20 protein-coding genes and 1 tRNA gene are annotated in these 24,592 nt (G+C 60.3%); 13 read left to right on the forward strand and 8 right to left on the reverse strand.

What is annotated here, in order from left to right:
• The coding region (locus tag EPK99_RS16880) for a methyl-accepting chemotaxis protein (RefSeq protein WP_164901804.1) at positions 1-1,072 on the reverse strand (1,072 nt) is incomplete at its 3' end.
• Between the two features lie 313 nt (positions 1,073-1,385).
• Between EPK99_RS16880 and EPK99_RS16885 the strand changes: the two genes are divergently transcribed.
• From EPK99_RS16885 to EPK99_RS16920, 9 genes are all read left to right on the forward strand, one after another.
• Positions 1,386-1,475, forward strand: a tRNA-Ser gene (locus EPK99_RS16885).
• Positions 1,476-1,633: 158 nt separating this feature from the next.
• The gene (locus EPK99_RS25345; protein WP_164901805.1) at positions 1,634-1,795 is read left to right on the forward strand and encodes a hypothetical protein; all 162 of its coding nucleotides are present in this window, start codon (positions 1,634-1,636) and stop codon (positions 1,793-1,795) included.
• 177 nt (positions 1,796-1,972) lie between these two features.
• Positions 1,973-2,872 carry a DUF72 domain-containing protein gene (locus tag EPK99_RS16890; RefSeq protein WP_128444990.1) on the forward strand — a complete coding sequence of 300 codons (900 nt, stop codon included), beginning with the start codon at positions 1,973-1,975 and terminating at the stop codon, positions 2,870-2,872.
• A gap of 119 nt (positions 2,873-2,991) precedes the next feature.
• Positions 2,992-4,875, forward strand: coding sequence for a peptidylprolyl isomerase (locus EPK99_RS16895; RefSeq protein ID WP_128444270.1), 1,884 nt, complete (start codon positions 2,992-2,994; stop codon positions 4,873-4,875).
• A 20-nt stretch (positions 4,876-4,895) separates the two neighbouring features.
• Positions 4,896-5,912 (forward strand): anthranilate phosphoribosyltransferase, encoded by a 1,017-nt coding sequence (trpD, locus tag EPK99_RS16900; RefSeq protein ID WP_128444271.1) that lies wholly within the window; start codon positions 4,896-4,898, stop codon positions 5,910-5,912.
• Positions 5,913-5,914: 2 nt separating this feature from the next.
• A complete protein-coding gene (gene trpC, locus EPK99_RS16905) occupies positions 5,915-6,730 on the forward strand; it encodes an indole-3-glycerol phosphate synthase TrpC (protein ID WP_128444272.1) in 816 nt (271 codons plus the stop codon).
• Positions 6,730-7,209 carry a cyclic pyranopterin monophosphate synthase MoaC gene (gene moaC, locus EPK99_RS16910; RefSeq protein ID WP_128444273.1) on the forward strand — a complete coding sequence of 160 codons (480 nt, stop codon included), beginning with the start codon at positions 6,730-6,732 and terminating at the stop codon, positions 7,207-7,209. The genes trpC and moaC overlap by 1 nt, the downstream gene beginning before the upstream one ends.
• 2 nt (positions 7,210-7,211) lie before the next feature.
• The gene (locus EPK99_RS16915) at positions 7,212-8,426 is read left to right on the forward strand and encodes a molybdopterin molybdotransferase MoeA (RefSeq protein WP_128444991.1); all 1,215 of its coding nucleotides are present in this window, start codon (positions 7,212-7,214) and stop codon (positions 8,424-8,426) included.
• A 60-nt stretch (positions 8,427-8,486) separates the two neighbouring features.
• The gene (locus EPK99_RS16920; protein WP_128444274.1) at positions 8,487-9,938 is read left to right on the forward strand and encodes a cryptochrome/photolyase family protein; all 1,452 of its coding nucleotides are present in this window, start codon (positions 8,487-8,489) and stop codon (positions 9,936-9,938) included.
• On the opposite strand, the gene EPK99_RS16925 is transcribed toward EPK99_RS16920, so the two are convergent.
• Positions 9,902-11,086, reverse strand: a complete 1,185-nt coding sequence (locus EPK99_RS16925; RefSeq protein WP_128444275.1) for a citrate synthase — start codon at positions 11,084-11,086, stop codon at positions 9,902-9,904. The two genes, EPK99_RS16920 and EPK99_RS16925, sit on opposite strands and share 37 nt — an antisense overlap.
• A gap of 72 nt (positions 11,087-11,158) precedes the next feature.
• Between EPK99_RS16925 and EPK99_RS16930 the strand changes: the two genes are divergently transcribed.
• The gene (locus EPK99_RS16930; protein WP_128444276.1) at positions 11,159-12,247 is read left to right on the forward strand and encodes a citrate synthase/methylcitrate synthase; all 1,089 of its coding nucleotides are present in this window, start codon (positions 11,159-11,161) and stop codon (positions 12,245-12,247) included.
• Between the two features lie 48 nt (positions 12,248-12,295).
• Here EPK99_RS16930 and EPK99_RS16935 read toward each other — a convergent pair whose 3' ends face one another.
• From EPK99_RS16935 to EPK99_RS16950, 4 genes are all read right to left on the reverse strand, one after another.
• Complete coding sequence (locus tag EPK99_RS16935) at positions 12,296-13,933, reverse strand: CTP synthase (RefSeq protein WP_342633750.1); 1,638 nt, start codon at positions 13,931-13,933, stop codon at positions 12,296-12,298.
• A 127-nt stretch (positions 13,934-14,060) separates the two neighbouring features.
• Positions 14,061-14,534 (reverse strand): preprotein translocase subunit SecG, encoded by a 474-nt coding sequence (secG, locus tag EPK99_RS16940; RefSeq protein WP_128444278.1) that lies wholly within the window; start codon positions 14,532-14,534, stop codon positions 14,061-14,063.
• Positions 14,535-14,627: 93 nt separating this feature from the next.
• Complete coding sequence (gene tpiA, locus EPK99_RS16945) at positions 14,628-15,398, reverse strand: triose-phosphate isomerase (RefSeq protein WP_128444279.1); 771 nt, start codon at positions 15,396-15,398, stop codon at positions 14,628-14,630.
• 198 nt (positions 15,399-15,596) lie between these two features.
• Positions 15,597-16,484 carry an alpha/beta hydrolase gene (locus EPK99_RS16950; RefSeq protein WP_425374214.1) on the reverse strand — a complete coding sequence of 296 codons (888 nt, stop codon included), beginning with the start codon at positions 16,482-16,484 and terminating at the stop codon, positions 15,597-15,599.
• A gap of 151 nt (positions 16,485-16,635) precedes the next feature.
• Between EPK99_RS16950 and parE the strand changes: the two genes are divergently transcribed.
• Positions 16,636-18,726 (forward strand): DNA topoisomerase IV subunit B, encoded by a 2,091-nt coding sequence (parE, locus tag EPK99_RS16955; RefSeq protein ID WP_128444280.1) that lies wholly within the window; start codon positions 16,636-16,638, stop codon positions 18,724-18,726.
• 47 nt (positions 18,727-18,773) lie between these two features.
• Here parE and EPK99_RS16960 read toward each other — a convergent pair whose 3' ends face one another.
• Positions 18,774-21,326, reverse strand: a complete 2,553-nt coding sequence (locus EPK99_RS16960; RefSeq protein ID WP_128444281.1) for an HWE histidine kinase domain-containing protein — start codon at positions 21,324-21,326, stop codon at positions 18,774-18,776.
• 255 nt (positions 21,327-21,581) lie between these two features.
• On the opposite strand from EPK99_RS16960, the gene EPK99_RS16965 reads away from it, so the two are divergent.
• Together EPK99_RS16965 and EPK99_RS16970 are read left to right on the forward strand one after the other, a co-directional pair.
• A complete protein-coding gene (locus EPK99_RS16965) occupies positions 21,582-22,793 on the forward strand; it encodes an AI-2E family transporter (protein ID WP_128444282.1) in 1,212 nt (403 codons plus the stop codon).
• 105 nt (positions 22,794-22,898) lie between these two features.
• The gene (locus EPK99_RS16970) at positions 22,899-23,354 is read left to right on the forward strand and encodes a hypothetical protein (RefSeq protein WP_128444283.1); all 456 of its coding nucleotides are present in this window, start codon (positions 22,899-22,901) and stop codon (positions 23,352-23,354) included.
• 2 nt (positions 23,355-23,356) lie between these two features.
• Here the strand turns inward: EPK99_RS16970 and EPK99_RS16975 are convergent, their stop codons facing one another.
• On the reverse strand, positions 23,357-24,484 hold the full coding sequence (locus EPK99_RS16975) for a DUF2336 domain-containing protein (RefSeq protein ID WP_128444284.1): 1,128 nt from the start codon (positions 24,482-24,484) through the stop codon (positions 23,357-23,359).
• Positions 24,485-24,592 lie beyond the last annotated feature (108 nt).

A 24,592-nucleotide genomic window follows, 5' to 3' on the forward strand; every position in this document is an offset into this window, starting at 1 on the left:
CGCTGTCGATGGAGGCGCCGCTTTCGGCAACCGTGTTCAGCGTGCCGCGCAGCTGCTCGATCGCCAGGTTGAAGTCTTCCCGAAGGCTTTCGAAGTCCGGCGCGAAGGGCTGTGCGAGCTGGAAGGTGAGATCGCCGGCGGCGAGGTGCTTGAGCCCGTCGGCTAAGCCGGATGTGGCCTGCGCCATCGCTTCCGCTTGTACCCGGTCCCGTTCTGCAGCTACACGACGCTGCTCCTCCGACTGGTTGCGCTGCGCATCCGCTTCCTGTTCCATATTGCGCACACGAAGGCCATTGTCCTTGAACACCTGAACAGCGCGGGCCATTCCGCCCACTTCATCCTTGCGCTCAACGCCGGACACGTCTGCGGCAAGATCGCCGTCCGACAGCCGCTTCATCACATCGCTCAGTGCCTGCACGGGCTTCACCAGCCAGATCTTGATCATCAGGAAGCTGAAAATGGTAATGACAACAAGACCCGCAATCACGCCGCCGATCGTGGTCCAGTAGATGGAGGCCGACGTGGAAGACAGGTCCGCCTTGCGCACAGTCGATGCCTTGGCGAGATCCTCCACTTTGGCCGCAAAAGATTGCGTCATCGTGCGGAAAAACGGCTGGCATTCGGTGAAGAATACCTCCGTCGCGTTTTTGATATCGATATAGGTCAGCGCCTTCGAGCCGAGTGTGATGGTCTTTGAGCAGGACTGGTCCAGAATGGTGATCGCCTGGGCCTTCAGATCCTTGATGCTGTTATCCTGCGGCATATCGACGGCGGCGCGATCGGCAAGGGCGTTGAACTCCTCGCGGGCTGCTGCGATTTCGTCGAAGGCTTTCTTTTCCTGCTCCTTGTTGGAAGTCAGCAGGATGTCACTGATCGCGGCACGCATGGTCTGAAAAGTTCGGCTGGCGCGGGCAAGTGAAACAGCGGCGTCCTCTTCTGCGGTCAATAGGCTGGAATATCCACTATCTACCTTTGTGATCTGGTCGCCGGCATAAAGAGCCAGGCCTAAAGCAAAAAGCCCGAAGGCGGCCAGCAGGACCAGGAATTTGCCCGTGATTGAAACGTTCTTCATCTGAGACCCATTTTCGTAAACGTTACGGATAGGCAGATGCGCGAGGCTGATATCGAGATGGCGCGCAAGCGTTTCCGAATATGACTTTATCCCCCTCCGAGGGTTGGAAGGACTATAGAGGCGGAAGCTTTTATCCTTTGTTAAAAACGGGCCGTGTCAAAGGCTGCTTTTAGATGACGGCGCGGCTTTACGGGGATGCCTTGGAGATGCCGGCTGGTTGACGCGGAGGATAGTCCGGTTATAAAGCCAAAACTTGCTGTGGCATGGTCCGCCGTTACCTCGAATCGAGAAGCTGCGCACCTGCATCGAGCTTGGAAGAGTGTCCGAGTGGTTTAAGGAACCGGTCTTGAAAACCGGCGTGCGGGAAACCGTACCGTGGGTTCGAATCCCACCTCTTCCGCCACAACCCTATGATTGCGGGCTGCAAGTCATTGCGGATCTCGTCACGTCTCCTCTATGCATCACGATCCTCCGCCCGATTGCCATTTGGTCCAGTTCGGCGCAAGGAATTGTCGCTAGCGTTCCTTTGCCGGGATGAGCCCGGCCAGAGGGGAACCATGTATGTCCAACACCAATGATCAGGTCACCGAGCCTTCCGAACAGGCCATCGCGCTGTTTCTCCAGGACAATGATATGGACAAGCTGACGGATGCGCTGGTCGATGCGCTTTATCAGGCCTTCCGGATCATGGACGACAACACCGGATCCGAGCGCCTTCACTGAAGAGTAAAAGCTGCCCACTGGCTTCGTGATCGTCTCTGTCGTCTATCTTGGCAAAGCCATCCATTGAAAGCAGATCATCGTCTTTATCGGCGCCTTCTTCATCTTCACCAAATAGCAGGAACCCGCCGTTCCCCCTGGCGTTCGTGCCTTGGAATAGCCAAGGTGCGAGTTGATGAAATGGGCAAGACCGGCGATCTCCGGATTGGAATTTCGGGCTGGACCTACAAGCCGTGGAGAGGCGTGTTCTATCCGCAGGGTCTGCCCCAAAAGCGGGAGCTCGCCTATGCTGCGGCGCACTTCCGATCCGTCGAGATCAACGGAACCTTCTATGGCCTCCAGCGACCGCAGAGCTTTCAGTTCTGGCATGATGCGACGCCTGAGGATTTCGTCTTCGCGGTCAAGGCGCCTCGCTACATTACCCATATGCTGCGCCTGACGCAGCTGGAGATACCGATCGCCAATTTTCTGGCGTCCGGGGTTCTCGCCCTGAAGCACAAGCTCGGACCCATCCTCTGGCAGTTCCCGCCGCAGATGAAGTTCGATCCGGATCGATTCGAACGTTTCTTTGCAGCACTCCCTGTGGACACGGTTGCGGCCTCTGTGCTGGCACAGCGTCACGATGCACGGCTTGACGATCGGTCTTATCTGGAGCCTGGGGATTGTCGTCCGATGCGCCATGCGGTCGAAATCCGCCACGACAGCTTTCGCAGTGACGCCTTCATCGCCCTGCTGCGCCGCTATGGAATAGGGCTGGTCGTTGCGGATACGGTGGACTGGCCGCTCCTGATGGATCTCACTTCAGACTTCGTCTATTGCCGGCTTCACGGCTCCGAACAGCTTTATGTGAGCGGCTATGATGACGATGCGCTCGACCATTGGGCTCATCTCATTTGCCATTGGGTGCAAGGCGAAGATCCGGAAGATGCTCTGCGGGTGGATGTCCCCTCGCCTTCCCTGGCGTCCGGCCGCGATGTCTTCGTCTATTTCGACAATGACGTGAAGGTAAGAGCGCCCCGCGATGCTGCAGCGCTTGCTGCGCGACTTGGAGGCGTAAGCGCGAAACCGGTAGCGGAATGAGCCTTCCAGATCATGCTCAAGCTTTTCCTGAGCTATCGCTTCATTTCCTCGGCAGATTGATTTAGAGACAGTCGCACAGCCCGCCCTTTCGGCGGAAGATTGCTCGCTAGGTTGTTTCGATGCTTGATTCCCTCAGAAATGCCGCCCGCTCCTGGGTGGCGAAAGCCCTTCTTCTTCTTCTTGTCGCATCGTTCGCGATCTGGGGCGTGTCTCGATCGCTTGTGACCGGCACGTCAAGTACCGTCATGACGGTTGGCGACCAGGAAATCTCTTCGGAAGAGTTCCGGCTCGCCTATCAGCGCCAGCTTGCCAATCTTGCACGACAATTCGGCACGCGGTTGACACCTGACCAGGCGAAGGCATTCGGCGTCGAAAACGAGGTTTTTCAGCAGCTTGCCGCCGGTGCCGCACTCGATCAGCTGTCGGACGACATGAACCTGGGGCTTTCGCAGGACAAGCTCGCCGCCCTGATCGCCGACGATCCTGCCTTCAAGAGCGTCAATGGCCAGTTCGACCGCACCCTGTTCACCTCGCGGCTGCGCAATGCCGGCCTGCGCGAGAACGACTACATTACCGAACGCAGCAAGGTCGCGGTACGCAGCCAGGTGGTTGAAGCAGTGTCGGATGGCTTCAAGCCACCGCAGGTTCTGGTCGACGCGCTGAAGCAGTATCGCGACGAAAGCCGCACGATCGAATACCTGCTGTTGTCGAATGCCAATATCGATCCGGTCAAGGCGCCGGCGGAAGACGTTCTCGCAAAGTGGTTCGACGGTGTGAAAAGTCGCTACCGCGCGCCGGAATACCGCACATTTACCTATGTGAAGCTGCAGCCTGCCGACATCGCCGATGCGTCATCCATCACCGACGAACAGGTTCGGGCGGAGTACGAAAAGCGCAAGGACAGCTACAAGACGCACGAGACGCGGACGGTGGATCAGCTGACATTTCCAAACAAGGAAATGGCCGATGCCGCCTTGGCACAGCTGAAGGCCGGCACCACCACCTTCGATCAAGTCATCGCCGACCAAGGCAAGACGCTTGCCGACGTTCGTCTGGGCGATTTCTCCAAGGAGACCATGCCGGACCAGAACCTTGCCGAGGCTGCCTTCAAGATCGGCACCAATGGCGGCACGACACCCGTTGTGGAGGGCACGTTTGGCCCGGTGATTCTGCGTGTCAGCAATGTTCGCCCTGAAACCACGCGCTCCTTTGACGACGTGAAGGAAGAATTGCGCCAGCAGATGGCCGTCACTTCAGCCGCACAGGAAGTCACCAGCGTCCACGACCGGTTTGAGGATCTGAAAAGCGGCGGCGCTTCCCTGGAAGACGCGGCTAACCAGCTTCACCTCAAGGCTGTTACCGTCACCACCGATTCGTCAGGGCAGAACGAACAGGGCCAGCGAATTACGGATCTGCCGGCATCGACTGCGCTGCTTGCCGAAGTCTTCCGCATTGAGGCGGGCGCGGACACCTTGCCGGTCAATCTCGGCAATGACGGCTATGTCTGGTTCGACCTGCGCAACGTGACGCCCGAACGTGAGCGGGCACTTCAGGATGTGCATGACAAGGCGGTTGTCGATTGGACGGCGGACCAGCAGCGTCAGGCTCTAGCGGCGAAGGCGACCGAGCTCAAGGCGCGTCTGGACAAGGGCGAGAGCCTTGCAACGATTGCCGGAGAGCTTGGGATCGCAGTGGAGACCAAGCAGGGTCTGCGCCGCAATGCCGAGGATCCGATTTTTGGGAGCGAGGCAACCTCCGCCACTTTTGCCGGACCTGTGGACATCACCGGCACCGCCCTTGCTGCAGATGGCGAAAGCCGTCTTCTCTTCAAGGTCACCAGCGTCGATCAGGCATCGCCGGATGCTTTGGCGGGCGACGAGCAGTTGCAGCGCATGGCGCAATCGGCAGGCGACGATATGCTTGACCAGATGGTGAACAGCTTGAAGACCACCTATGGTGTCACCATCAATCAGTCGGTCGTAAACCAGGCTACGCTCCAGTAAAGCCAACAGACGAGGCGCGCATGCCTGAGTTGAAACCGCTCATCGCGAAAGTGGCCAACGGCGAAAGCCTTGATGTGGACGAGGCCCGCCAGGCCTTCGAGATCCTGATGTCGGGGGAAGCCACGCCGTCACAGATCGGCGGCTTCCTCATGGCCCTGAGGGTGCGTGGGGAGACGGTTGCGGAAATTACTGGCGCCGTCGCCACGATGCGCTCCAAGATGCTGCCGGTTACCGCGCCTGCCGATGCCATAGACATTGTCGGCACTGGTGGTGACGGTGCAGGCACCTTTAACATCTCGACGCTCGCCTCCATCATCGTGGCAGGTGCCGGCGTGCCCGTCGCCAAACATGGCAATCGCGCACTGAGCTCCAAATCGGGAACAGCGGATGCTTTGTCTGCTCTGGGCGTCAATCTGGACATCGGGCCGGACATGATCGCCCGTTGCATCCGCGAGGCGAAGATCGGCTTCATGTTCGCGTCCATGCACCACGCTGCCATGCGCCATGTCGGCCCGAGCCGGGTGGAGCTCGGAACCCGGACAATATTCAATCTGCTCGGTCCGCTTTCCAATCCGGCTGGTGCCAAACGTCAGCTTCTCGGGGTCTTCGCGCCGAGATGGCTGCAGCCGATTGCCGAGGTGTTGCGCGATCTTGGATCCGAAAGCGTATGGGTCGTCCATGGCGACGGCCTGGACGAAATCACCACCACAGGCATGACTCAAGTGACGGCGCTGGAAAATGGCCAGATCCGCTCCTTCGAACTGACACCTATGGATTTCGGCGTCCAGCCGGCAACGCTCACGGAACTGAAGGGTGGAGATGGCGTAGCGAACGCGGCTGCCCTTCGGGGTGTGCTAGGCGGTGCGAAGAACGCCTACCGGGACATTTCGCTTTGCAATGCAGCCGCCTCCCTTGTCATTGCGGGCAAGGCGGAGACCATTGCCGACGGCATGCGGCTTGCCACGCAGTCCCTGGAGAGCGGACAAGCCGCGGCAGCGCTGGATCGGCTCGTCGCCATATCGAACGACAAGGAATGACCATGACGGACATCCTCAGGAAGATCGAAGCCTACAAGCGTGAAGAGATCGCGGCGGCAAAGACCAGCCTTCCACTCGTTGAATTGAAGGCGCGGCTGGCGGACCAGCCCCCGCCACGTGGCTTCCTCAATGCTTTGAGGGCGAAGCGCAAATCCGGTGCCCTCGGGCTGATCGCCGAGATCAAGAAGGCCAGCCCGTCGAAAGGCCTCATCCGCGCCGATTTCGATCCGCCGGCCTTGGCTGCGGCCTATGAAGCGGGCGGCGCCACTTGCCTTTCCGTCCTGACCGATGGGCCGAGTTTCCAGGGTGCGCCCGAATTCCTGACGGCGGCTCGCGCGGCCTGTTTCCTTCCCGCCCTGCGCAAGGATTTCATGTTCGAGCCCTATCAGGTCTTCGAGGCACGCGCCTGGGGCGCCGACTGCATCCTGCTGATTATGGCCTCGCTTACCGACGACAAGGCGCTTGAGCTCTATGACGTCGCCACCGAGCTGGGCATGGATGCGCTTGTCGAAGTTCACGACGCAGCGGAAATGGAGCGGGCGTTGAAACTCCCCTCGCCGCTCATCGGCATCAACAACCGCAACCTCAGAACCTTCGAGCTGAACCTTGCAACCAGTGAGGAACTAGCCCCCATGGTGACCGGTGACCGCCTGCTTGTCGGCGAAAGCGGAATCTTCACCCATGCTGATTGCGAGCGGCTGAAGAAGGTTGGGATCGACACTTTCCTCGTCGGCGAGAGCCTGATGCGCAAGGACGATGTTGCGGCGGCGACGCGTCTTCTATTGACGGGCGATGGCGCGGCCATAGCTGCCGAATGATGAGCGACCTCACGCATATCGGCCAAACTGGCGAAGCCAATATGGTTGATGTCGCCGACAAGGCTGAAACAAGCCGCTCCGCCACGGCGGAAGGCTATGTACGCATGCTTCCGGAGACCTTGGCATTGATCCGCAAGGGCGATGCCAAGAAAGGCGACGTGATCGGCACCGCCCGGCTTGCCGGTATCATGGCGGCCAAAAAGACCTCCGACCTGATCCCGCTATGCCACCCCCTGATGCTCGGCAAGGTCGCCGTCGAGATCACCGAGGACGAAGCACTTCCCGGCCTCCGCATTACCGCGACCGCCAAGGTCACCGGCAAGACCGGCGTTGAGATGGAGGCACTGACAGCCGCATCCGTCGCCTGCCTCACTATCTACGACATGGCGAAGGCGGTCGATCGGGGCATGGAGATCGGCGGCATCAGGCTGCTGGAAAAGATCGGCGGCAAGTCCGGTCATTACCGGGCGGAGACGTGATGATGGCGCTCCTGCCGGTTGCAGATGCCAGGAGCCGTCTTCTGGATCGTGCAAATCCGATCAGAGCCACGGAAACGGTTGTTCTCGGACAAGCAGACGGCCGCGTTCTGGCGGTCGATGTCGTGGCGCGCCTCACCCAACCGCCTTTTAACGCTTCCGCCATGGACGGCTATGCCCTGAAGGCAGCCGACGCTTCCCATCTCGGCTCGGAACTTCGTGTCGTCGGCAGCTCCGCTGCCGGGCATGCCTTCCATGGTGTTGTCGGAGACGGCGAAACCGTGCGCATCTTCACCGGCGCTCCTCTTCCGGACGGTGCCGATTCGGTGCTGATCCAGGAAGATGCGGAGGTGCTGGATGGTGATCGGATTCGCACGAAATTCGAAGTGGTGAAGGGGCGGCATGTTCGCCCGAAAGGTCAGGACTTTCTGGAAGGCGAAACCGTCCTGACGGCAGGCACTCTGCTGGATTTCTCCCATCTCACCGTGGCCGCCGCCATGAACCACCCGGAACTGACGGTCTATCGCCGCCCGCTTGTTGCGGTTCTGGCAACTGGGGATGAACTGGTGCAGCCCGGCGTGACACCCGGACCGGCACAGATCATTGCGTCGAACACATTCGGTGTTGCTGCGCTGGTCCGCCAGAATGGCGCCGAAGTTCTCGATCTCGGGATTGTCGGCGACCGGACGGAAGATATCGCCTCCGCCCTTGAAAAGGCGCAGGTGGCCAGGGCCGATGTTCTGGTGACGCTGGGTGGCGCCTCTGTCGGCGATCATGACCTGGTGCAGGCGACGCTGAAGGCGGTCGGCATGGAGCTGGATTTCTGGCGCATCGCCATGCGACCCGGCAAACCCCTGATGGTCGGTCGGCTTGGAGACATGCAGGTCCTCGGCTTGCCCGGCAATCCGGTGGCGAGCCTGGTGACCAGCATGCTTTTTCTGGAGCCCCTTCTGCGCCTTCTCGCACGACTGCCGGAAAAGCACCGGGAAGCAGAAGCAGTGGTCGCGAAACCGCTGCCTGCCAACGATCAGCGCCAGGATTATCTGCGCGCCAGGATATGGCGGAGCGAGGACGGCCGCCTGATGGCCGAGCCTTTCGAAAAACAGGACTCGTCGATGATGAAGGTCTTTGCGCATTCGGACGGCCTGATCATCCGCCCGCCCCATGCGCCGGCCCTGGTCGCAGGATCGCCCTGCCCTGTACTCCTCATCCGTCTGTAACCTGATCCAGATCTGCCGGCCGAACGTACTGCTCTAGCGGAACGTTACCCGGAGAACAGTGTGCCCTTAGAGAAGCCGCCGACAGTAATTCTCTGGTTCCGCAAGGATTTGCGGCTCGATGACAATCAGGCGCTCCACGCTGCAATCGGTTCGGGCGGAGACATCGTGCCCGTCTATATCCGGGAGCCGCAAGCGCTCAATGTCGGCCCGCTTGGCGGGGCGCAGGATTGGTGGCTGCACCATTCGCTAAGCGCGCTCAAAACCTCACTTCGTTCCGTGAGCAGCGACCTTGTCCTTCTCTCGGGTCAGGCAGTGGACGTGCTTGCCCGCCTTGCCAAAGAGACTGGCGCTGACACCGTCTTCATCAACCGCGCTTATGAGCGCGATGTGGTGGACCGCGAAATCGTGGCGCAGCTAAAGGCGCAGGGGATCCGGCTGATCGCCTTTCACGGAAAATTGCTGCATGAGCCCGGCAGGATTCGAACCGGCTCAGGCGGGTCGTTCAAGGTGTTTACGCCGTTCTGGAACGCCATCCAGAAGCTGGGCGAACCGCATGAGCCAGTCGATGCGCCAGCAAATGTCCCGGCGCCCGAACACCTACCCCGATCGGAGGACCTGGAGAGCTGGGCACTCCTGCCAAGCAAGCCTGATTGGGCTTCCGATTTCTCAAAGCTCTGGACGCCGGGAGAACAAGGCGCAAAGGACAAGCTGGAAGCCTTCATCGGGCGCGACCTGCAGGACTACAAGCGGGGCCGCGACCTGCCAGCCGTTGACGCAACCTCTACCTTGTCCGCACATCTCGCCCATGGCGAAATCAGCCCCGCAAGGGTCTGGCATGCGACGCGCAACCTTCCCCGCTCGTCAGCGGAAGAGGTCTCGCATTTTCGACGCGAACTCGCCTGGCGCGATTTCTGCTACAGCCTGCTGGAGGAACTGCCGCGACTCGATGAGGTGAATTGGGATCGCAAATTCGATGCCATGCAATGGCACTACGATCCGGCTGAGTTTAACGCCTGGACGAGAGGCCAGACAGGCTATCCCATTGTTGACGCAGGCATGCGCCAGCTCTGGCGATACGGCTTCATGCACAATCGGGTGCGGATGATCACGGCCTCGTTCCTGATCAAGGATCTTATGATCGACTGGCGCAAGGGCGAAAAATGGTTTCGCGACACGCTGGTCGATGCCGACCCCGCCAACAATGCCGGCAACTGGCAGTGGGTAGCAGGCTCCGGGGCCGATGCGTCACCCTTCTTCCGCGTTTTCAACCCGGTTCTACAGGGCGAGAAGTTCGACGCCGAGGGCGATTATGTCCGGGAGCATGTGCCGGAGCTTGCAAGGCTGGACAGCAAATACATTCACCGGCCGTTCGACGCCCCGCCTCAGGTTCTGGCGAAAGCCGGCATTGAATTGGGAAAGACCTATCCCAAGCCGATCATCGACCACGGCTTTGCCCGAGACCGGGCCCTTGCGGCCTATCGCGCCCTGCGCGGCGGTGGAGAGGACGCATGATCTTCCGGGCGATCGGCTGACTGATCGTAGCGGGCGCGGGGCCGGATGATCTCGCCGCTTGCGGTCTGCTCCATGGCATGGGCAAGCCAGCCCACCGTCCGCGACAGGGCGAAGATGACGAGCGGCGCTTCTTCCGGAAGTTTGAAGCGCGCTGCCAGCGCTGCCAGCGCGAAATCCAGGTTTGCTGGTTCGCCCAATAGTTCTTCCCCGGCCACGGCGAGCTCGACAAACAGCGGCGGAGGATCGAAGCTCGTCAGAATGGCTTTAGCCCGCGGATCGCCTTGGGGATATAGCTTGTGACCGAATGGCCGGATTATGCCCTCTGAAGACAGCATGTCTCGGATCGCTTCCTTTACGCCGACTTGTCTCGCTCGTTCGACCAATCGGTTTGCTCCAATCCAGGCGCCTCCATGCTTTGGACCTGTGAGGGTCGCCAATCCGGACAGCACCGCCGCCGACAGAGCTGCGCCGGACGAAGCGGTAACGCGCGCGGCAAAGGCAGAAACGTTCAGTTCGTGTTCGGCAGCAAGGACCAGCACAAGACGTATTGGTTCCGCGGCCTCGGGCCGTTGCCAGCCCTCTGCGAGCCGCTGATGCAGCGGCAGATCCTCGTCGAAAGGCGCAAGGGCCGATGCCACCGTAAAAAGTACGCTTGCAGCCTCGGCTTTCAGAGCCTGCGTGCTTCGGCCCATTGTCGGAAGGTCGGCAACCACCCGGGCTGCCAGCATCCCGAATGCCGCTGCAATCCGCGAGCCGTCTTCTGCAGTACCAGCGGTTCCGCAAGGGATAATTACAGCCTCGGTGTCCCACAGCAGCGCCGCGAGGTTTTCGAGGGTGAGTTTCCGTGCCAGTTCCACCGCAGACCGGCCACGATAGAAGAGTTCGCCATCGGAGATCGCCGATATCGACGTCGGTAGTACCGGTTCGCCCCAATGGATCGCCTCGACCGCAACCTCGGCTGACGCCCTGCGGCCCACATGGCGCTCGGCCAGCCGTTCTACATCCGAAAGCTGATAGAGGCTGCGGCGCGGGTCGGCCGGATCGGACTTGGCGCGGATCCGGCCTCGGCTGACATTGGCATAGAGCGTCTGCGGCTTGGTCTTCAGCCGAGCAAGCGCTTCTTCCGCGGTGATCCAAAGTGACTTCATATTGATCAATATCATCAAGATTGACGTCAATCATAGTAGGGCCGATCCTCACTTGCGTAAAGGAGAACCGTTATGAAAAATGGATTGGAAGACGTCGTCGCAGCCGAGACCTCTCTGTCGGATGTTGATGGCGCCGCAGGACGATTGATCATCAAGGGCAAGTCGCTCGACGAACTGGTCGGAAACACCACGTACGAGGATGTCGCAGCCTTGCTGTTGAACGGCATGTTCGACAAGCCCATCACAGCGCTGCCACTTCGGGCTGCTCTTGGGCAGGCGCGGCTTGCGGTGTTCTCTCATCTGGCTGCCGTGGACGATACCTTGCTGGCGCTTCCGCCCGTCGATGCGATGCGGGCGCTATTGGCCCGCCTTCCCGACGGAGAGGATTTCGCGACTGCGGTTCGACTTCTGGCCGCGCCCGCAGTCCTCTTGCCCGGACTTCTTCGGCTTCGGAATGGTCATGCTCCCCTCGCCCCAAATGCCGATCACACCCAAGCGCAGGACATTCTCGCCATGCTGACGGGGACACCACCGAGTGCGGAGCAGGTAGCGGCTCTCGACGCCTACCTCGTCACGATTTCCGACCACGGGCTGAATGCTTCCACCTTTGCGGCAAGGGTGATTGCCTCGACCCAGGCCGGGCTCACCTCCTCCGTGCTTGCTGCGATCTCGGCACTGAAGGGGCCGCTGCACGGCGGCGCGCCGGGACCCGTGCTCGATATGCTGGATGACATCGAAACCCCTGATGCAGCCCGGGCGTGGATCGATAGCGCATTGGATCGCGGCGACCGGTTAATGGGCTTCGGCCACCGCGTCTATCGGGTCCGCGACCCGCGTGCGGACGCCTTGAAGAAGGCGCTCCGGCCGCTAGTGGCGACAGGCCAGGTGGATGTGGAGAAAGTGGCGCTGGCCGAAGCCGTGGAGCGAGCGGCGCTGGAAATATTGAAAGAGCGCAAACCGGATCGGCCGCTCGACGTCAATGTCGAGTTCTACACGGCGCTTCTGCTGGATGTCCTCGGCTTCCCGAGAGAGGCCTTCACCGGCGTCTTCGCAATCGGCCGCACCGTTGGCTGGATCGCGCATGCCCGCGAGCAGGCGCTTGAAGGCCGGCTGATCCGCCCGCGCTCGCTTTACGTCGGACCGCTGCCCCAGGCGGCATAAGCACTGCCGCAAAACGAAAACCCGGCCGTAGCCGGGTTTTCGGAAGTATTACACGAGCCGGCTCTGCTCGAGCGCGGCTTCGACGAAGCTTGCAAACAGCGGATGCGGATCGAGCGGACGGCTCTTCAATTCCGGGTGATACTGGACGCCGATGAACCACGGATGATCCGGATATTCGATCGTTTCCGGCAGCAACCCGTCCGGCGACATGCCCGAGAATACGAGGCCGCAGCTTTCGAGGCGATCCTTGTAGTCTCGGTTCACTTCGTAGCGATGACGGTGCCGCTCGGAAATATCCGCAGAACCGTAGATCTCGGCGATCTTGGTGTCCTTCTTGAGCGTCGCCTTGTAGGCGCCGAGCCGCATCGTACCACCGAGATTGCCGGATATTGACCGCTTTTCAAGCTCATTACCGCGTAGCCATTCGGTCATCAGGCCGACGACCGGCTCCTGCGTCGAACCGAATTCGGTCGAGGATGCGTGTTCTATTCCCGCCAAATTGCGGGCAGCTTCGATGACCGCCATCTGCATGCCGAAGCAGATCCCGAAATACGGAACCTGGCGTTCACGGGCAAAACGGGCAGCATTGATCTTGCCCTGCGAACCGCGTTCGCCGAAACCGCCAGGCACCAGGATGCCATGCACCTTTTCAAGCCAGGGAGCCGGGTCTTCCTTTTCGAAAACCTCCGACTCGATCCATTCCAGATTGACCTTGACGTGGTTGGCAATCCCACCGTGATGCAGCGCTTCGATCAGAGACTTGTAGGCGTCCTTGAGGCCGGTATATTTGCCGACGATCGCGATCGTCACTTCGCCTTCCGGCGTGTGGATGCGGTTGCAGACCTCTTCCCATTTGTCGAGACGCGGCTTCGGTGCCGGTTCGATACCGAATGCGGCCAGCACCTCCGAATCGAGGCCTTCCTTGTGGTAGGCCATGGGGACGTCGTAGATATTGGCGACATCCAGCGCCTGGATGACGGCGGATGCCCGGACATTGCAGAACAGCGACAGCTTGCGCCGTTCGGCTTCCGGGATTTCTCGGTCTGCGCGCACCAAAAGGATGTCGGGAGCGATGCCCATGGCCTGCAGTTCCTTGACGGAGTGCTGGGTCGGCTTGGTCTTCAACTCGCCGGCCGCCGGGATGAACGGCATCAGCGTCAGGTGGACATAGATCGCGGTGCCGCGCGGCAGGTCGTTGCCCAGTTGGCGGATCGCTTCCATGAAAGGCATGGCCTCGATGTCGCCGACCGTGCCGCCGATCTCGCAGATGACGAAGTCGTAGTCGTCGTTCCCCTCCGTCACGAAATCCTTGATCTCATTGGTGACGTGCGGAATGACCTGAACGGTCGCGCCGAGATAATCGCCGCGGCGTTCCTTATCGATGATGTTCTTGTAGATGCGCCCGGTGGTGATGTTGTCGGTCTTGGTGGCCGAGCGCCCTGTAAAGCGTTCGTAATGGCCAAGATCCAGATCCGTTTCCGCCCCATCATCCGTAACGAAGACCTCCCCATGTTGGGTTGGGCTCATCGTGCCAGGATCGACATTGAGATAGGGATCGAGCTTCCGAAGCCGCACCCGGTATCCCCGGGCCTGCAGCAATGCACCGAGTGCCGCGGCCGCAATTCCCTTGCCAAGAGAGGAAACCACGCCGCCTGTGATGAATACATATCGCGCCATGGGAGTCACCGGATACCTTGTCATTCATGATTCCGCCAGCACAAATCGTCCATTTGGACAAATGACCTGTGGAATCTTCCCAAAAGAAAACCGGCAGGCTTTGGGCCTGCCGGAGCTTGAAATTCGAACCGGAGCCTTACTGGCCGGTCGGGACGCCGCCTGCAGGCGCGGCGGGTGCCGTAGGCTGAGGCGCCGCAGGGGCAGTACCGGTTGCCGGTGCCTGACCGACGGCAGGCGCTGCGGGCGCAGGGGCCGATGCTGCACCCGAATCGGAGGGGACGCCATTGCCAGCGGGCGGCTGCGTCGGCGCCGGGCCGAGCTGGTTGAGAATGCCTTGCCCCTGACCCTGCTGGCTTTGCGGAATGCGGTCGAGGATATCTGTAGGCCGCGATTCGTAGCGCGCCAATATGCCTAGGGCGAGAGAGGTGATGAAGAAGAGCGCCGCCAGGATGCCCGTCGTGCGCGTCAGGGCGTTCGCCGTTCCGCGCGCGGACATGAATCCGGAACCGCCGCCGATGCCGAGCCCGCCGCCTTCGGAGCGCTGGATCAGCACCACGCCGACAAGCGCAAGCACGATCATGAGATGAATGACGATCAGAACAGTCTGCATAAAATGATGTCCCTGCCCCTCGCCGGAGCAACAAAAGAAGTTTGGCGGCTCTTTACATGAGGGCTGGCTGCATTCCAAGCCCCCATAAGCGCTTTAGACAGTGAGCCCGTCATAGACGGAATAGATGGCGAGAAAGTCTGCGGCTTTCAAGCTGGCGCCGCCGATCAGCGCACCATCGACATTTTCGACGCTCATCAGGTCGCGCGCGTTGGTTGGCTTCACGGAGCCGCCATAGAGAAGCCGCATGTGTCGCCCCTCTTCGCCGAACCGCTGCCCAAGTTCCGCACGCATGAAGGCATGCGCGACGCCCACATCCGTTGGGGTTGGGGTCAAGCCGGAACCGATTGCCCACAGCGGCTCATAGGCAATCACCGTGTTGTCCGCAGTGGCATCGAGCGGAATGGAGCCGATCATCTGCCGCATAAGGACGTCAAGGGTCTGGTAGGCGTCGCGCTCGTCGCTCGTCTCGCCAATGCAGATGATGGCAGTTAGCCCTGCCTCATGCGCCGCCTGTGCCTTCGCCTTCACCAGCTGGTCGGTCTCGCCGTGGTCCGTGCGACGTTCGGAATGACCGAGAATGACATGGGTGCCGAAGCAATCGGCAATCATCTCCGCCGAAATGTCACCCGTATGGGCGCCATGGCTGGCTTGGTGGCAATCCTGAGCGCCCACCATCAGCGGGCTGTCTGTGCACAAGGCGGTCGCAACGTAAAGAAGCGTCGACGGCGGACATATGAGAGCGTCCACCCGCTCCGACAGCATGCCGTGAACACCGTCCGCCATGGCCTTGATCTCCCCCAGCGACTGACGGGTGCCGTTCATCTTCCAGTTCCCGGCAACAAGCGGCCGCACGTCTGGTGTCATGGATTACTGTTCCTCTCCTCATTCAGCGGCCAATGGCATGCCGCCGCCGTCCGCAGGAAATGCTGCGGATCGTCCCTCCCGAATAAGTATCGTAGAAAACACCTTGTTTTCAAGGCCTTACTTCAACCAGGGTTAGTCTCCCGGAAATTCGGCCTTTCAATCGGTTGAAGCCGCAGTGCTTGATCCGAAGAACAGCAGTCACTTTTTGGCGGCAAGTATGAAATTCAACACTTCGCGCCAGTCGACCATCCGGATCGGCGTTCCATGGGATCCGGTCTGGAACAGCGTGTAGCGGGTAGGATAGCCGGCCTGCCGCAGCTTTCGATAGATCGCGATCTCGTCATCGGCCTTGTAGACGCTGTCTGCGCTGCCATGGGCGAAATAGATCGGCAGTTTCAGTTTCGCGAGCGGCGTACCGGCAAGCTGAGGGTCCGGAGGACCGCCGAGTATTGCCATACCTTTCATATAGCGCACCGCCTCCGCGTCCCGGCTGATGCCCTGGCAGATGAAGCCGCCCATGGAGGCGCAGGCGAGGATGACTGGCCGGCCCGAGGATTGCTCGAAGGCGTAGCGGATGAGGGCCGCGATGTCGGCCACGCCCTTGTCGCCGAAGGAAATGACGCTCGGCGAATAATAGATGCCGCCACTACCTACGGCGAGGTTCTTGAGGCGGTTGAAGTTGCCGCCGAACGTATAGTCGTTGACGCCGAGGCGACGGTCTCCGCCGCGTCCATGGATGAAGATCACCGTAAAGGCAGCGGCCTTCTGTGGTCCCACTCTGGTGACATCAAGCGAGCGCCCGCTGATCTGCAGTGTCTCGTTTTCTTGAACGCGCCGTACGCCAAGAGACACGTAGTCATCCTTGACGTGCCGCTCGGGCTCCCGGTCCCGACCGTTGATGTCGCGCATTTCCTGATAATCGATGACCTTGTAAGCGCCGCCGTCCGCCGTCTGCATCACCGTCACCTGCGAGAAGAGATCGTCCTTGTATGGGGCGATCGGCCCCTCCTGCGCAAAAACGGTCGAGCTCCAGGTGGCCATCAGAACGACGACCATCGAGCGGCGTATAAAATCAATTGTGGACATGCGGCACTTCACCTGCTTACTAACCGTCAGCCGCCTTGCCATTGCAGGCCGCACGACGCATTCCTCAAACACAACCGTTTCCCCAGCATCATCGCGATCAAGCCGTTTTTCTGGCACTATCGCGGATGATTCGAAACAGCACGAGATGGGTATGGCCTCTTCCTCCGCACCGCGACAGGTACTACCGGCGCAGCCGACGGATGACAACAATGACCTGTTCGGCGATCTGCCACCGGCGCCTAAGCCAGCCGAGCCGGCGCCAGCATTGAAGGCCGAGCCAACGGCGAAGCGCGCTGCCCCCGTGCAGCAGGCAGCCGAAGAGTACGGTGCCTCCTCGATCCGCGTTCTGGAAGGCCTTGAGCCGGTTCGCATGCGGCCCGGCATGTATATCGGTGGCACGGACGAAAAGGCACTGCACCACCTCTTTGCCGAGGTGATCGACAATTCCATGGACGAGGCAGTCGCCGGCCATGCCAACTTCATCGAAGTGCATCTGGACGTCGAGGGTTGCCTCACCGTCACGGATAACGGTCGTGGCATCCCCGTAGAAAACCATCCCCAGGTGCCGGGCAAGTCCACGCTCGAAGTCATCATGACCAAGCTCCACGCAGGCGGCAAGTTCGACGGCAAGGCCTATGAGACCTCCGGCGGCCTTCACGGCGTCGGCGTTTCCGTCGTCAATGCCCTTTCCGATCTGCTTGAGGTCGAAGTGGCGCGCAACCGCAAACTCTACCGCCAGCGCTTTTCCCGCGGCGTCCCGCAGGGTGGTTTGGAAGACTTGGGCGACGTGCATAATCGTCGCGGCACGAGGGTCCGTTTCCACCCCGACCCGCAAATCTTCGGCGATCATGCCAAATTCGATGCCGGCCGGATTTTCCGGATGGCGCGGTCGAAGGCCTATCTGTTCGGTGGCGTGGAGATTCGCTGGAGCTGTGATCCAGGCATCGTGGCGCCAGGCGGCGAAATCCCCGAAAAGGCCGTCTTTCACTTTCCCGGCGGCCTCAAGGACTATCTTGCAGCGACGCTCGGCAAGGATTTCACCGTCACGCGCGAGATATTTGCTGGGCGGACGGAGAAGACCGGTGGCCATGGCGCGATGGAGTGGGCTATTACTTGGTATGGCGGCGACCCCCAGGTGCATTCCTACTGCAATACCATCCCGACGCCCGAAGGGGGCACCCATGAGGCAGGCCTGCGCATTGCGCTGACAAAGGGCCTCAAGAATTATGCAGACCTGACCCAGAACAAGCGTGCGAAGGAGATCACCACCGACGACGTGATGATCTCGGCCGTCGGCATGCTGTCGGTCTTCATCCGCGAGCCGGAATTCGTTGGCCAGACCAAGGACAAGTTGGCAACGGTCGAAGCGCAGCGCTTGGTCGAAAACATTCTGCGCGATCCGTTCGACCATTATCTCACCGGCAATCCCAACGAGGCTGCAAAGCTGCTCGAATGGGTAATCGAACGCTGCGAGGAACGCCTTCGCCGCCGCAAGGAAAAAGAAGTCAATCGCAAGACGGCGGTGCGCAAGCTGCGCCTGCCGGGCAAGCTAGCTGACTGCTCGCAGAATACCGCTGAAGGCGCCGAGCTTTTCATCGTCGAAGGCGATTCGGCAGGTGGTTCGGCAAAGCAGGGCCGTAACCGCGCCAACCAGGCCATCCTTCCGCTCCGCGGCAAGATCCTCAATGTCGGCAGCGCCAGCCGCGAGAAGCTTTCGGCAAACCAGCAGATTGCAGACCTGATCCAGGCGCTGGGCTGCGGCACGCGCACCAAATACCGTGAAGAAGACCTCCGCTATGAGCGCGTCATCATCATGACGGACGCCGATGTCGATGGTGCCCATATCGCCTCGCTTCTGATCACCTTCTTCTATCAGGAAATGCCCGAGCTCGTTCGCGGCAACCACCTCTACCTGGCCGTTCCACCGCTCTATGTCCTGCGCCAGGGGGGCAAGACGGTCTATGCCCGCGACGACATCCATCGGGCGGAGCTGATGAACACGGTCTTCAAGGGCAAGAAGGTCGAAGTCGGCCGGTTCAAGGGCCTTGGCGAGATGATGCCGGCGCAGCTCAAGGAAACGACGATGGACCCGGCCCATCGTACTCTTCTGCGGGTTGCGATCGACGACGTCGATTTCGAGGGCACACGCGAAGCCGTGGACAATCTGATGGGTACGAAGCCGGATGCCCGCTTCCGGTTCATCCAGGAACGTGCAGCCTTTGCCGAAAATCTGGACATCTAAAATCAGGGCAAGCGCCTGCCGGCGCTGCCACGAATCACTGCAGGGCGTCAGTTTTCGCGCGCGCTTAGCACTTTCCTGACCGCCGCGATCAGTGCTGCGGCCTCGTATGGCTTCCGAACCACCGGCGCCGAGAAACTGGCGGGGATGATCGAACGATCGCTGTAGCCGGTTGCGAATATAAAGGGCACTTTGCGGCGTAGCAGCTCCTCGGCAATCGGTAGGGACGTAGCCGAGCCGAGATTGACGTCGAGAATGGCGACGTCCGGCGTGAAGTCCTTCAGTCGTCGCAGGGCATCCGTAACGGACGGCGTCGTTGTCACACGGTTCACCCCATGAGCGGCAAGCATGGATTCCACGTCGGCCGCGATCAGCATCTGATCCTCGACCAGAAGAAATTCGAGATCCTTGAACGACCCGACTGTCTTTTCGCGTGCATTGGCGCCGTCGTCGACCAAGCTCTCAACTGAGACTGCGTCACCTTCCGTGTGAAAGTACTTACCCGGAATGACGAACTTCGCCTCAACGCCTTCGGGCGGATAGTCTATCAATGCCTCCCCTTCGAGTTCGAATGGGACGCTTCGCGATATCAGCACGCTTCCGAAGCCGTTGCGCGAAGGCGGCTGGATGGTCGGCCCGCCGCTTTCATGCCAGACCAGCTCGCATTGCCCCTCTGGAAGCAGACGCCAGGTGATATCAAGCCTGCCGTCCGGCACCGAAAGGCTGCCGTATTTGGCCGCATTGGTGGACATTTCGTGCAGGACGAGCGCCATCACCGAAAAGGCGCGGCTATCGAGCCAGACCTTCGGCCCTTCAAGGCGAATGGTTCTTTCGCCTTCCTTGTAGGGCTGCAGTTCGGCGTCCAGAAGATCTTTCAGGCCGCCTCCCTCACCGCCGCGCACAACCTGGTCATGCGCATATGCTAAGGCCTGTACCCGACCCTTGAGCGAGCTCACATAATCCGGCAGGCTGCGGGCCGCGTCCACCGGGTGGCCAATCAGCGCCTTGATCACCGATAGAATGTTCTTCACCCGGTGATTGAGCTCTTCGTTGAGCATACGCTGGCGCACATCCGCCTTGCCGCGTTCATCCGCCAGCAGTTCATTGTGATGAAGCACGATCTCCACCAGGACGGCGCGGATGGCGTCCGAAATCTCGCGGTCGCTGTCCGTCCACGGCTGCGCCTTGAGGCGCACCATTTCCTTCCAGATGTCGAAGCTCTTGCGTGGCGTCAGGCGGTCGCCCAACGGACCCGACTGGTAGAGCTTGTCGGGGTTGCCCGCCCAGTCCAAAGTCTGCACGACTTCCTTACGGAAAAAGAACAGGTAATCGCGGGGCCGCTGCGACAGTGGGATAGCAAGCAGGCCGCACACGTCTTCCGGGGAAATGTGAATTTCCGGAAACGATCTCGACAGCTCGTTGGTCGACCAAACCTTGCCACCAGCTTCAACACTGACCTTATCCGCCAGCGCACGCATCAGGTGCTCGGGCGGTACGGACCCGTTGCCGCTCCAGACTCCGTCGAGCCACAGCCCGACGCCGTCACAGGGCAGCATCTGCCCGAAATCGCCCAGCGACCGACGAAGAAGGTCGCTGATATTGGCGTGAGTGGACGCAGCCTGAAGAAAACGGTCGAGCGACCGCCGCGCCTGGTTGGCGGCCTCGATCAGTTGCTTCTGCTTCAAAGCGCTCAAATGCAGAGAGAAGAACTCTCCGAAGGTCTCTGCCGCTACGCGTTGCGGCATGGTGAGGACTTTCGGCGAATAGTGGTGACAAGCGATCAGGCCCCAAAGATCGCCTTCGACCATGATCGACACGGACATGGAGGCCGCGACGCCCATGTTGCGTAAATACTCGCAGTGGATCGGCGAGACACTTCTGAGATGGGAGAAGGACAGGTCGAGCGGTCGTCCATCCGCATCCAGTTCCGAAACGATCGGCACCCGCGCACCGCTAGCGTCGGAAATCACCCGGATCGTGTTCTTGATATAGAGTTCCCTCGCCTGCTTGGGGATGTCGCTGGCCGGGAAATACTGTCCCCTGAAGCTTTCAAGGTCGCGCCGCTTGTATTCGCTGACCACCTTGCCGGCGCCGTCCTGCTCGAACCGATAGACCATGACCCGATCATAGCCGAGCATGGCGAACATGAGACGGGCGGCGCTTTCTACGAGCTTGTCGATGCTCGTCATGTTGCGGACGCGGCTGATGAGCATCCGCGCCACTTCGAGCGGCTGGTCACCATCGGCGGAGGCAGGCTCGAATTCGATGACGACCTTGGAGTCAAACCGGTGCAGCGCAACGTCGAAGGCCTTGCCGGACGTCATTCGTGTCCCATGCCGAAGCGCCGGCCGAGCCGGGTCGTCCGATGTCGCCAGTGCATTGCGCAGCGAATGTGCAGCCTCGCCGCCGACGATATCTTCCAGCCTCAGTCCGTTGATTTCGCCACCGAAACCAAGCATGTCCGGTGCATTTTCCGAGTGATGGAGAATGATGGATCCGCCCGGGTCGCAGGCCAGGAGACAGCCGTGCCCCTGGATGCTGCCAGGAATATGAATAGGCTCACGGTCGCAGTTAGTGAGGTCGACCGCTTGGGTATCGCGCATCACATGGGTCCTTAAGCCCCCGCCGGCAATAACGGCATGAAGGTGTTCGGTTCCGTCAAGTCCTGGTAAAGGGCTTTCAGAAGGTTTAGAATCAGGTCGATGCTGAAAACGCAAATCGACGCACATAAATCAGTTCTATCTCATCTACCGAGGAGGGCAAGTATTTAGCCTTCGTGAGACGGGTTGAAATATGCTTGCAGCATTGCACCTGATATACCATATCCCGGTTGAAAAACGGGAGCGGCAGGAGACCGAATGAGCAGCATCGATCGTAAGGGACCAAAGGAGCCACCGCGCTGGCTGGGTCCGGTGATGTCTACTCGCGTTGCGCTCATCCCTCCGATTTCAGCAGCTCGCTGGCTTCTCGTTCTTATTGTCGCGGCGGGCATTTACTTCTTTCATGGCTTTCTTGTTCCGGTGCTTGCCGCTCTGGTCATCGGCTTTGCAAGCTGGCCCCTGTACAGAAAACTGGTGAGGCAGGTCGGGGGAAGCACGACCATCGGCGCCACGCTTGCCATCCTCTTCATCCTCGCCTTCCTTATCGTTCCGATTGGCATCGCCATCGCCTATACGATCGGCGAAGTCCGCCAGTGGATCGTATGGGCGGCAGAGGTCAATCGTTTTGGCGCTCCACCGCCGGTGTGGATTGCCGGTTTGCCCTTCGGAGGCGAATGGCTTGCGCTTCAGTGGACCAACCACATCGGATCGCCTGGCTCGATCGGCGAGTTGATCCAGATCGTCAGCGGTGCCAATATCGGCAACATCTACCGTGCCCTCGTGGCGGCCGGTGACGGTGCCTTCCACATCATCCTCACTATGCTTTTCATGCTGATCGCGCTGTTCTTCGTCTATCGTGACGGCGCATCCTTCACCAAGCAGCTCGATCTGCTGGGCGAACGTATTCTGCCCACCCGTTGGGAACGGATTTCGCGCATAGTTCCGGCCACGATCAGCTCAACGGTTACAGGCATGACGCTCATAGCCATCGGCGAGGGGATCGTGCTGGGTATCGCCTATTGGATTGCCGGCGTCCCCTCTCCGGTGACTCTCGGCGTCATTACCGGCGTCATGGCACTTATCCCTGGCGGAGCACCTCTTTCGTTCACGCTGGTATCCGCCTACCTCGTCGCCAACGGCAAATATGTGGCGGGTTTCGGCCTTCTGGCATGGGGAACGGTCGAACTCTTCATTGTCGATAAGACGATACGCCCACGTCTTGTCGGAGGACCGATCAAGCTCCCATTCCTGCCCACATTCTTCGGACTTATCGGCGGCGTGAAGACCATGGGCTTTCTCGGCCTGTTTATCGGGCCCGTGCTGATGGCACTCATGGTTTCGATCTGGCGCGAATGGATCCGCGAGGTCAAGATGGCCGAGACCATCGAGGTCGCTCCTCCGGTTCTTCCCGGCGATGGATCGGGCCTGTCGCCCGAAGCACCTGTGGTCAAGAAAGCTTCTTCCCCCTGATCGGTCTTCATTCCGTCCAAATGGCAGAGAATATCGGAGTCTGGGCCGCGCTGGAATTACAGGCCATCGCCTGAACTGACGTACTATGGCCTTAGGGGAGCGAGTATGAATTCTGCGCTGATCGTGATGACGATCCTTGGCTGCAACGATAGCGGGACCGACTGCCATTACATAGCAACCGTCAATCAGCGCTGGCCGACCGTGGCATTGTGCGACTCTGTGTCCGAAGAGCAGTTGCCAACCTTTGCCAACCAGCCCTACCCCATGATCATTGCCGTCTGCCAAAACCCTGATGTGGCGAAACTGCCCGCCACCATTCCGCTCCCCCAGGCCAAGCCGAAAACACAGGAGGCGGCTCAATCGACGCCCTCGACCCCGCAAGGAATAACCCAACCAGCAACAGATGTCTCAGAGGAGGAAAAGCAGTCGCTTGCCGCGCGGGCGATCGAGAGAGTCCGTAATGTGCTACCGACCACGGAAGGCGTTCGGACCTTGGTGAACAAGCCGGTGCGTCTTGTCGAAGATGGTTATTCCTGGGTGGCGAAGAGGTTCCAACCCTGAGATCAGGCAGCCAGCGACGCGTTGCTGGCATAGGCCCGGGCGCTTGCTCGAATTTCTGACCGCTGCATCTTTTCGATCATGCCAAGCATTTCCGACACAGGCGAATCCCCTGCGGGTACATGCGAAAGCCTGTCGATCAACTGGCTGGAAATACTCCCTGTCTGATGCCCTGCCGCAGCTTGACGCCAAAGCAGCACCGCTTCTACAAAAACAAGTGCAAGCGCACGGCTTAATCCACACGCCTCGAACAATGCCCGCACGGCATGTCTGCGGCCCGTCGCGAGGATCGGTCGCACCCGCTGCTCGGTCAATCCGGACAGCACCACGACAGCGCCCACGAAGAAGTCTACTTTTCCGGCGCAAAGCGCCTGGATGAGGAAGGCAGGTGTAAGCCGCCCGCTCGCCCGCAAGTGTTCTGCCAACGACAAGATCTCTTCGGGCGGTACTATTCCTGCAATCGCAACGGTCGCGGCCTCCTCCGCCTCTCGGGTCATCCAGTCGATGCGCTTCTGTGACAAGGCCGTCCGAACCAGAAACGAACTTGCCAGCGCAATGCTGACATGCTCGACCAGCAATTGGCGAGCGTCTGCCGGCAGGTCTTCCCGATCAAGCAAGAGGTTGCGTATCGAAGCCAAGGCGCCCAGCCGCTCTGTGATCCGCCGAAGCGAGACGCGGGTAATCTGAGCGGTTGGATTTTCCAGAAGCAGGATGTTTTCTGCCTCGTCGCCGATTTCTGCAATGGCAGCGGACGCACCACGCGGCAGATCGGGACGCGAGGAGATCATGCCGCGGGTAAGGCCATCGCCCCGGCCCGCCAGATCGACAAGGTCAGCCTCGTTCAGGGCGGGCGAACGCGCAATCACGGTGCAGGCGATTTCCGGCTGATCTTCGGCTAAGGCTGCGACAACTGCGCGCGGGGCGTGGGGCGAATCCGCAAGACCCTTGGCAAGAGCGAGTCTTACGCGTGGGGACGGATCGTCAAGCAGATAGGTCATGGCAAGCAACGCCGATCGCTGCTCTTCGCTGCCAGAAGGCAGGCGCAAATAGGCCTGAGCCAGCGCAGTCGCGGCCTTGGATCGGTCACCCGCCTTTGCCGTCTCCGCCCAACGAAGAAATGCCTGTACGATCACAACGCGCCCCGGATACCCTGCCGGAGACTCTTAACTCCGGCTGGATTTACGTTATGGGCAAAACGTTTAAGATTGGTTCACCACGTTTCTTAATCACGTCGTGTGCCG

Source organism: Neorhizobium lilium (assembly GCF_004053875.1).
In the GTDB taxonomy this organism is placed as follows: Bacteria; Pseudomonadota; Alphaproteobacteria; order Rhizobiales; family Rhizobiaceae; genus Neorhizobium; species Neorhizobium lilii.

Excerpts from the sequence above, each read along its gene's own strand:
- EPK99_RS25345 (WP_164901805.1), top strand. The coding sequence starts at position 1,634 with ATGTCCAACACCAATGATCAGGTCACCGAGCCTTCCGAACAGGCCATC.
- EPK99_RS16890 (WP_128444990.1), top strand. The coding sequence starts at position 1,973 with ATGGGCAAGACCGGCGATCTCCGGATTGGAATTTCGGGCTGGACCTAC.
- EPK99_RS16895 (WP_128444270.1), top strand. The coding sequence starts at position 2,992 with ATGCTTGATTCCCTCAGAAATGCCGCCCGCTCCTGGGTGGCGAAAGCC.
- trpD (WP_128444271.1), top strand. The coding sequence starts at position 4,896 with ATGCCTGAGTTGAAACCGCTCATCGCGAAAGTGGCCAACGGCGAAAGC.
- trpC (WP_128444272.1), top strand. The coding sequence starts at position 5,915 with ATGACGGACATCCTCAGGAAGATCGAAGCCTACAAGCGTGAAGAGATC.
- moaC (WP_128444273.1), top strand. The coding sequence starts at position 6,730 with ATGAGCGACCTCACGCATATCGGCCAAACTGGCGAAGCCAATATGGTT.
- EPK99_RS16915 (WP_128444991.1), top strand. The coding sequence starts at position 7,212 with ATGGCGCTCCTGCCGGTTGCAGATGCCAGGAGCCGTCTTCTGGATCGT.
- EPK99_RS16925 (WP_128444275.1), bottom strand. The coding sequence starts at position 11,086 with ATGAAGTCACTTTGGATCACCGCGGAAGAAGCGCTTGCTCGGCTGAAG.
- EPK99_RS16930 (WP_128444276.1), top strand. The coding sequence starts at position 11,159 with ATGAAAAATGGATTGGAAGACGTCGTCGCAGCCGAGACCTCTCTGTCG.
- secG (WP_128444278.1), bottom strand. The coding sequence starts at position 14,534 with ATGCAGACTGTTCTGATCGTCATTCATCTCATGATCGTGCTTGCGCTT.
- tpiA (WP_128444279.1), bottom strand. The coding sequence starts at position 15,398 with ATGACACCAGACGTGCGGCCGCTTGTTGCCGGGAACTGGAAGATGAAC.
- EPK99_RS16950 (WP_425374214.1), bottom strand. The coding sequence starts at position 16,484 with ATGTCCACAATTGATTTTATACGCCGCTCGATGGTCGTCGTTCTGATG.
- parE (WP_128444280.1), top strand. The coding sequence starts at position 16,636 with ATGGCCTCTTCCTCCGCACCGCGACAGGTACTACCGGCGCAGCCGACG.
- EPK99_RS16960 (WP_128444281.1), bottom strand. The coding sequence starts at position 21,326 with ATGCGCGATACCCAAGCGGTCGACCTCACTAACTGCGACCGTGAGCCT.
- EPK99_RS16965 (WP_128444282.1), top strand. The coding sequence starts at position 21,582 with ATGAGCAGCATCGATCGTAAGGGACCAAAGGAGCCACCGCGCTGGCTG.
- EPK99_RS16970 (WP_128444283.1), top strand. The coding sequence starts at position 22,899 with ATGAATTCTGCGCTGATCGTGATGACGATCCTTGGCTGCAACGATAGC.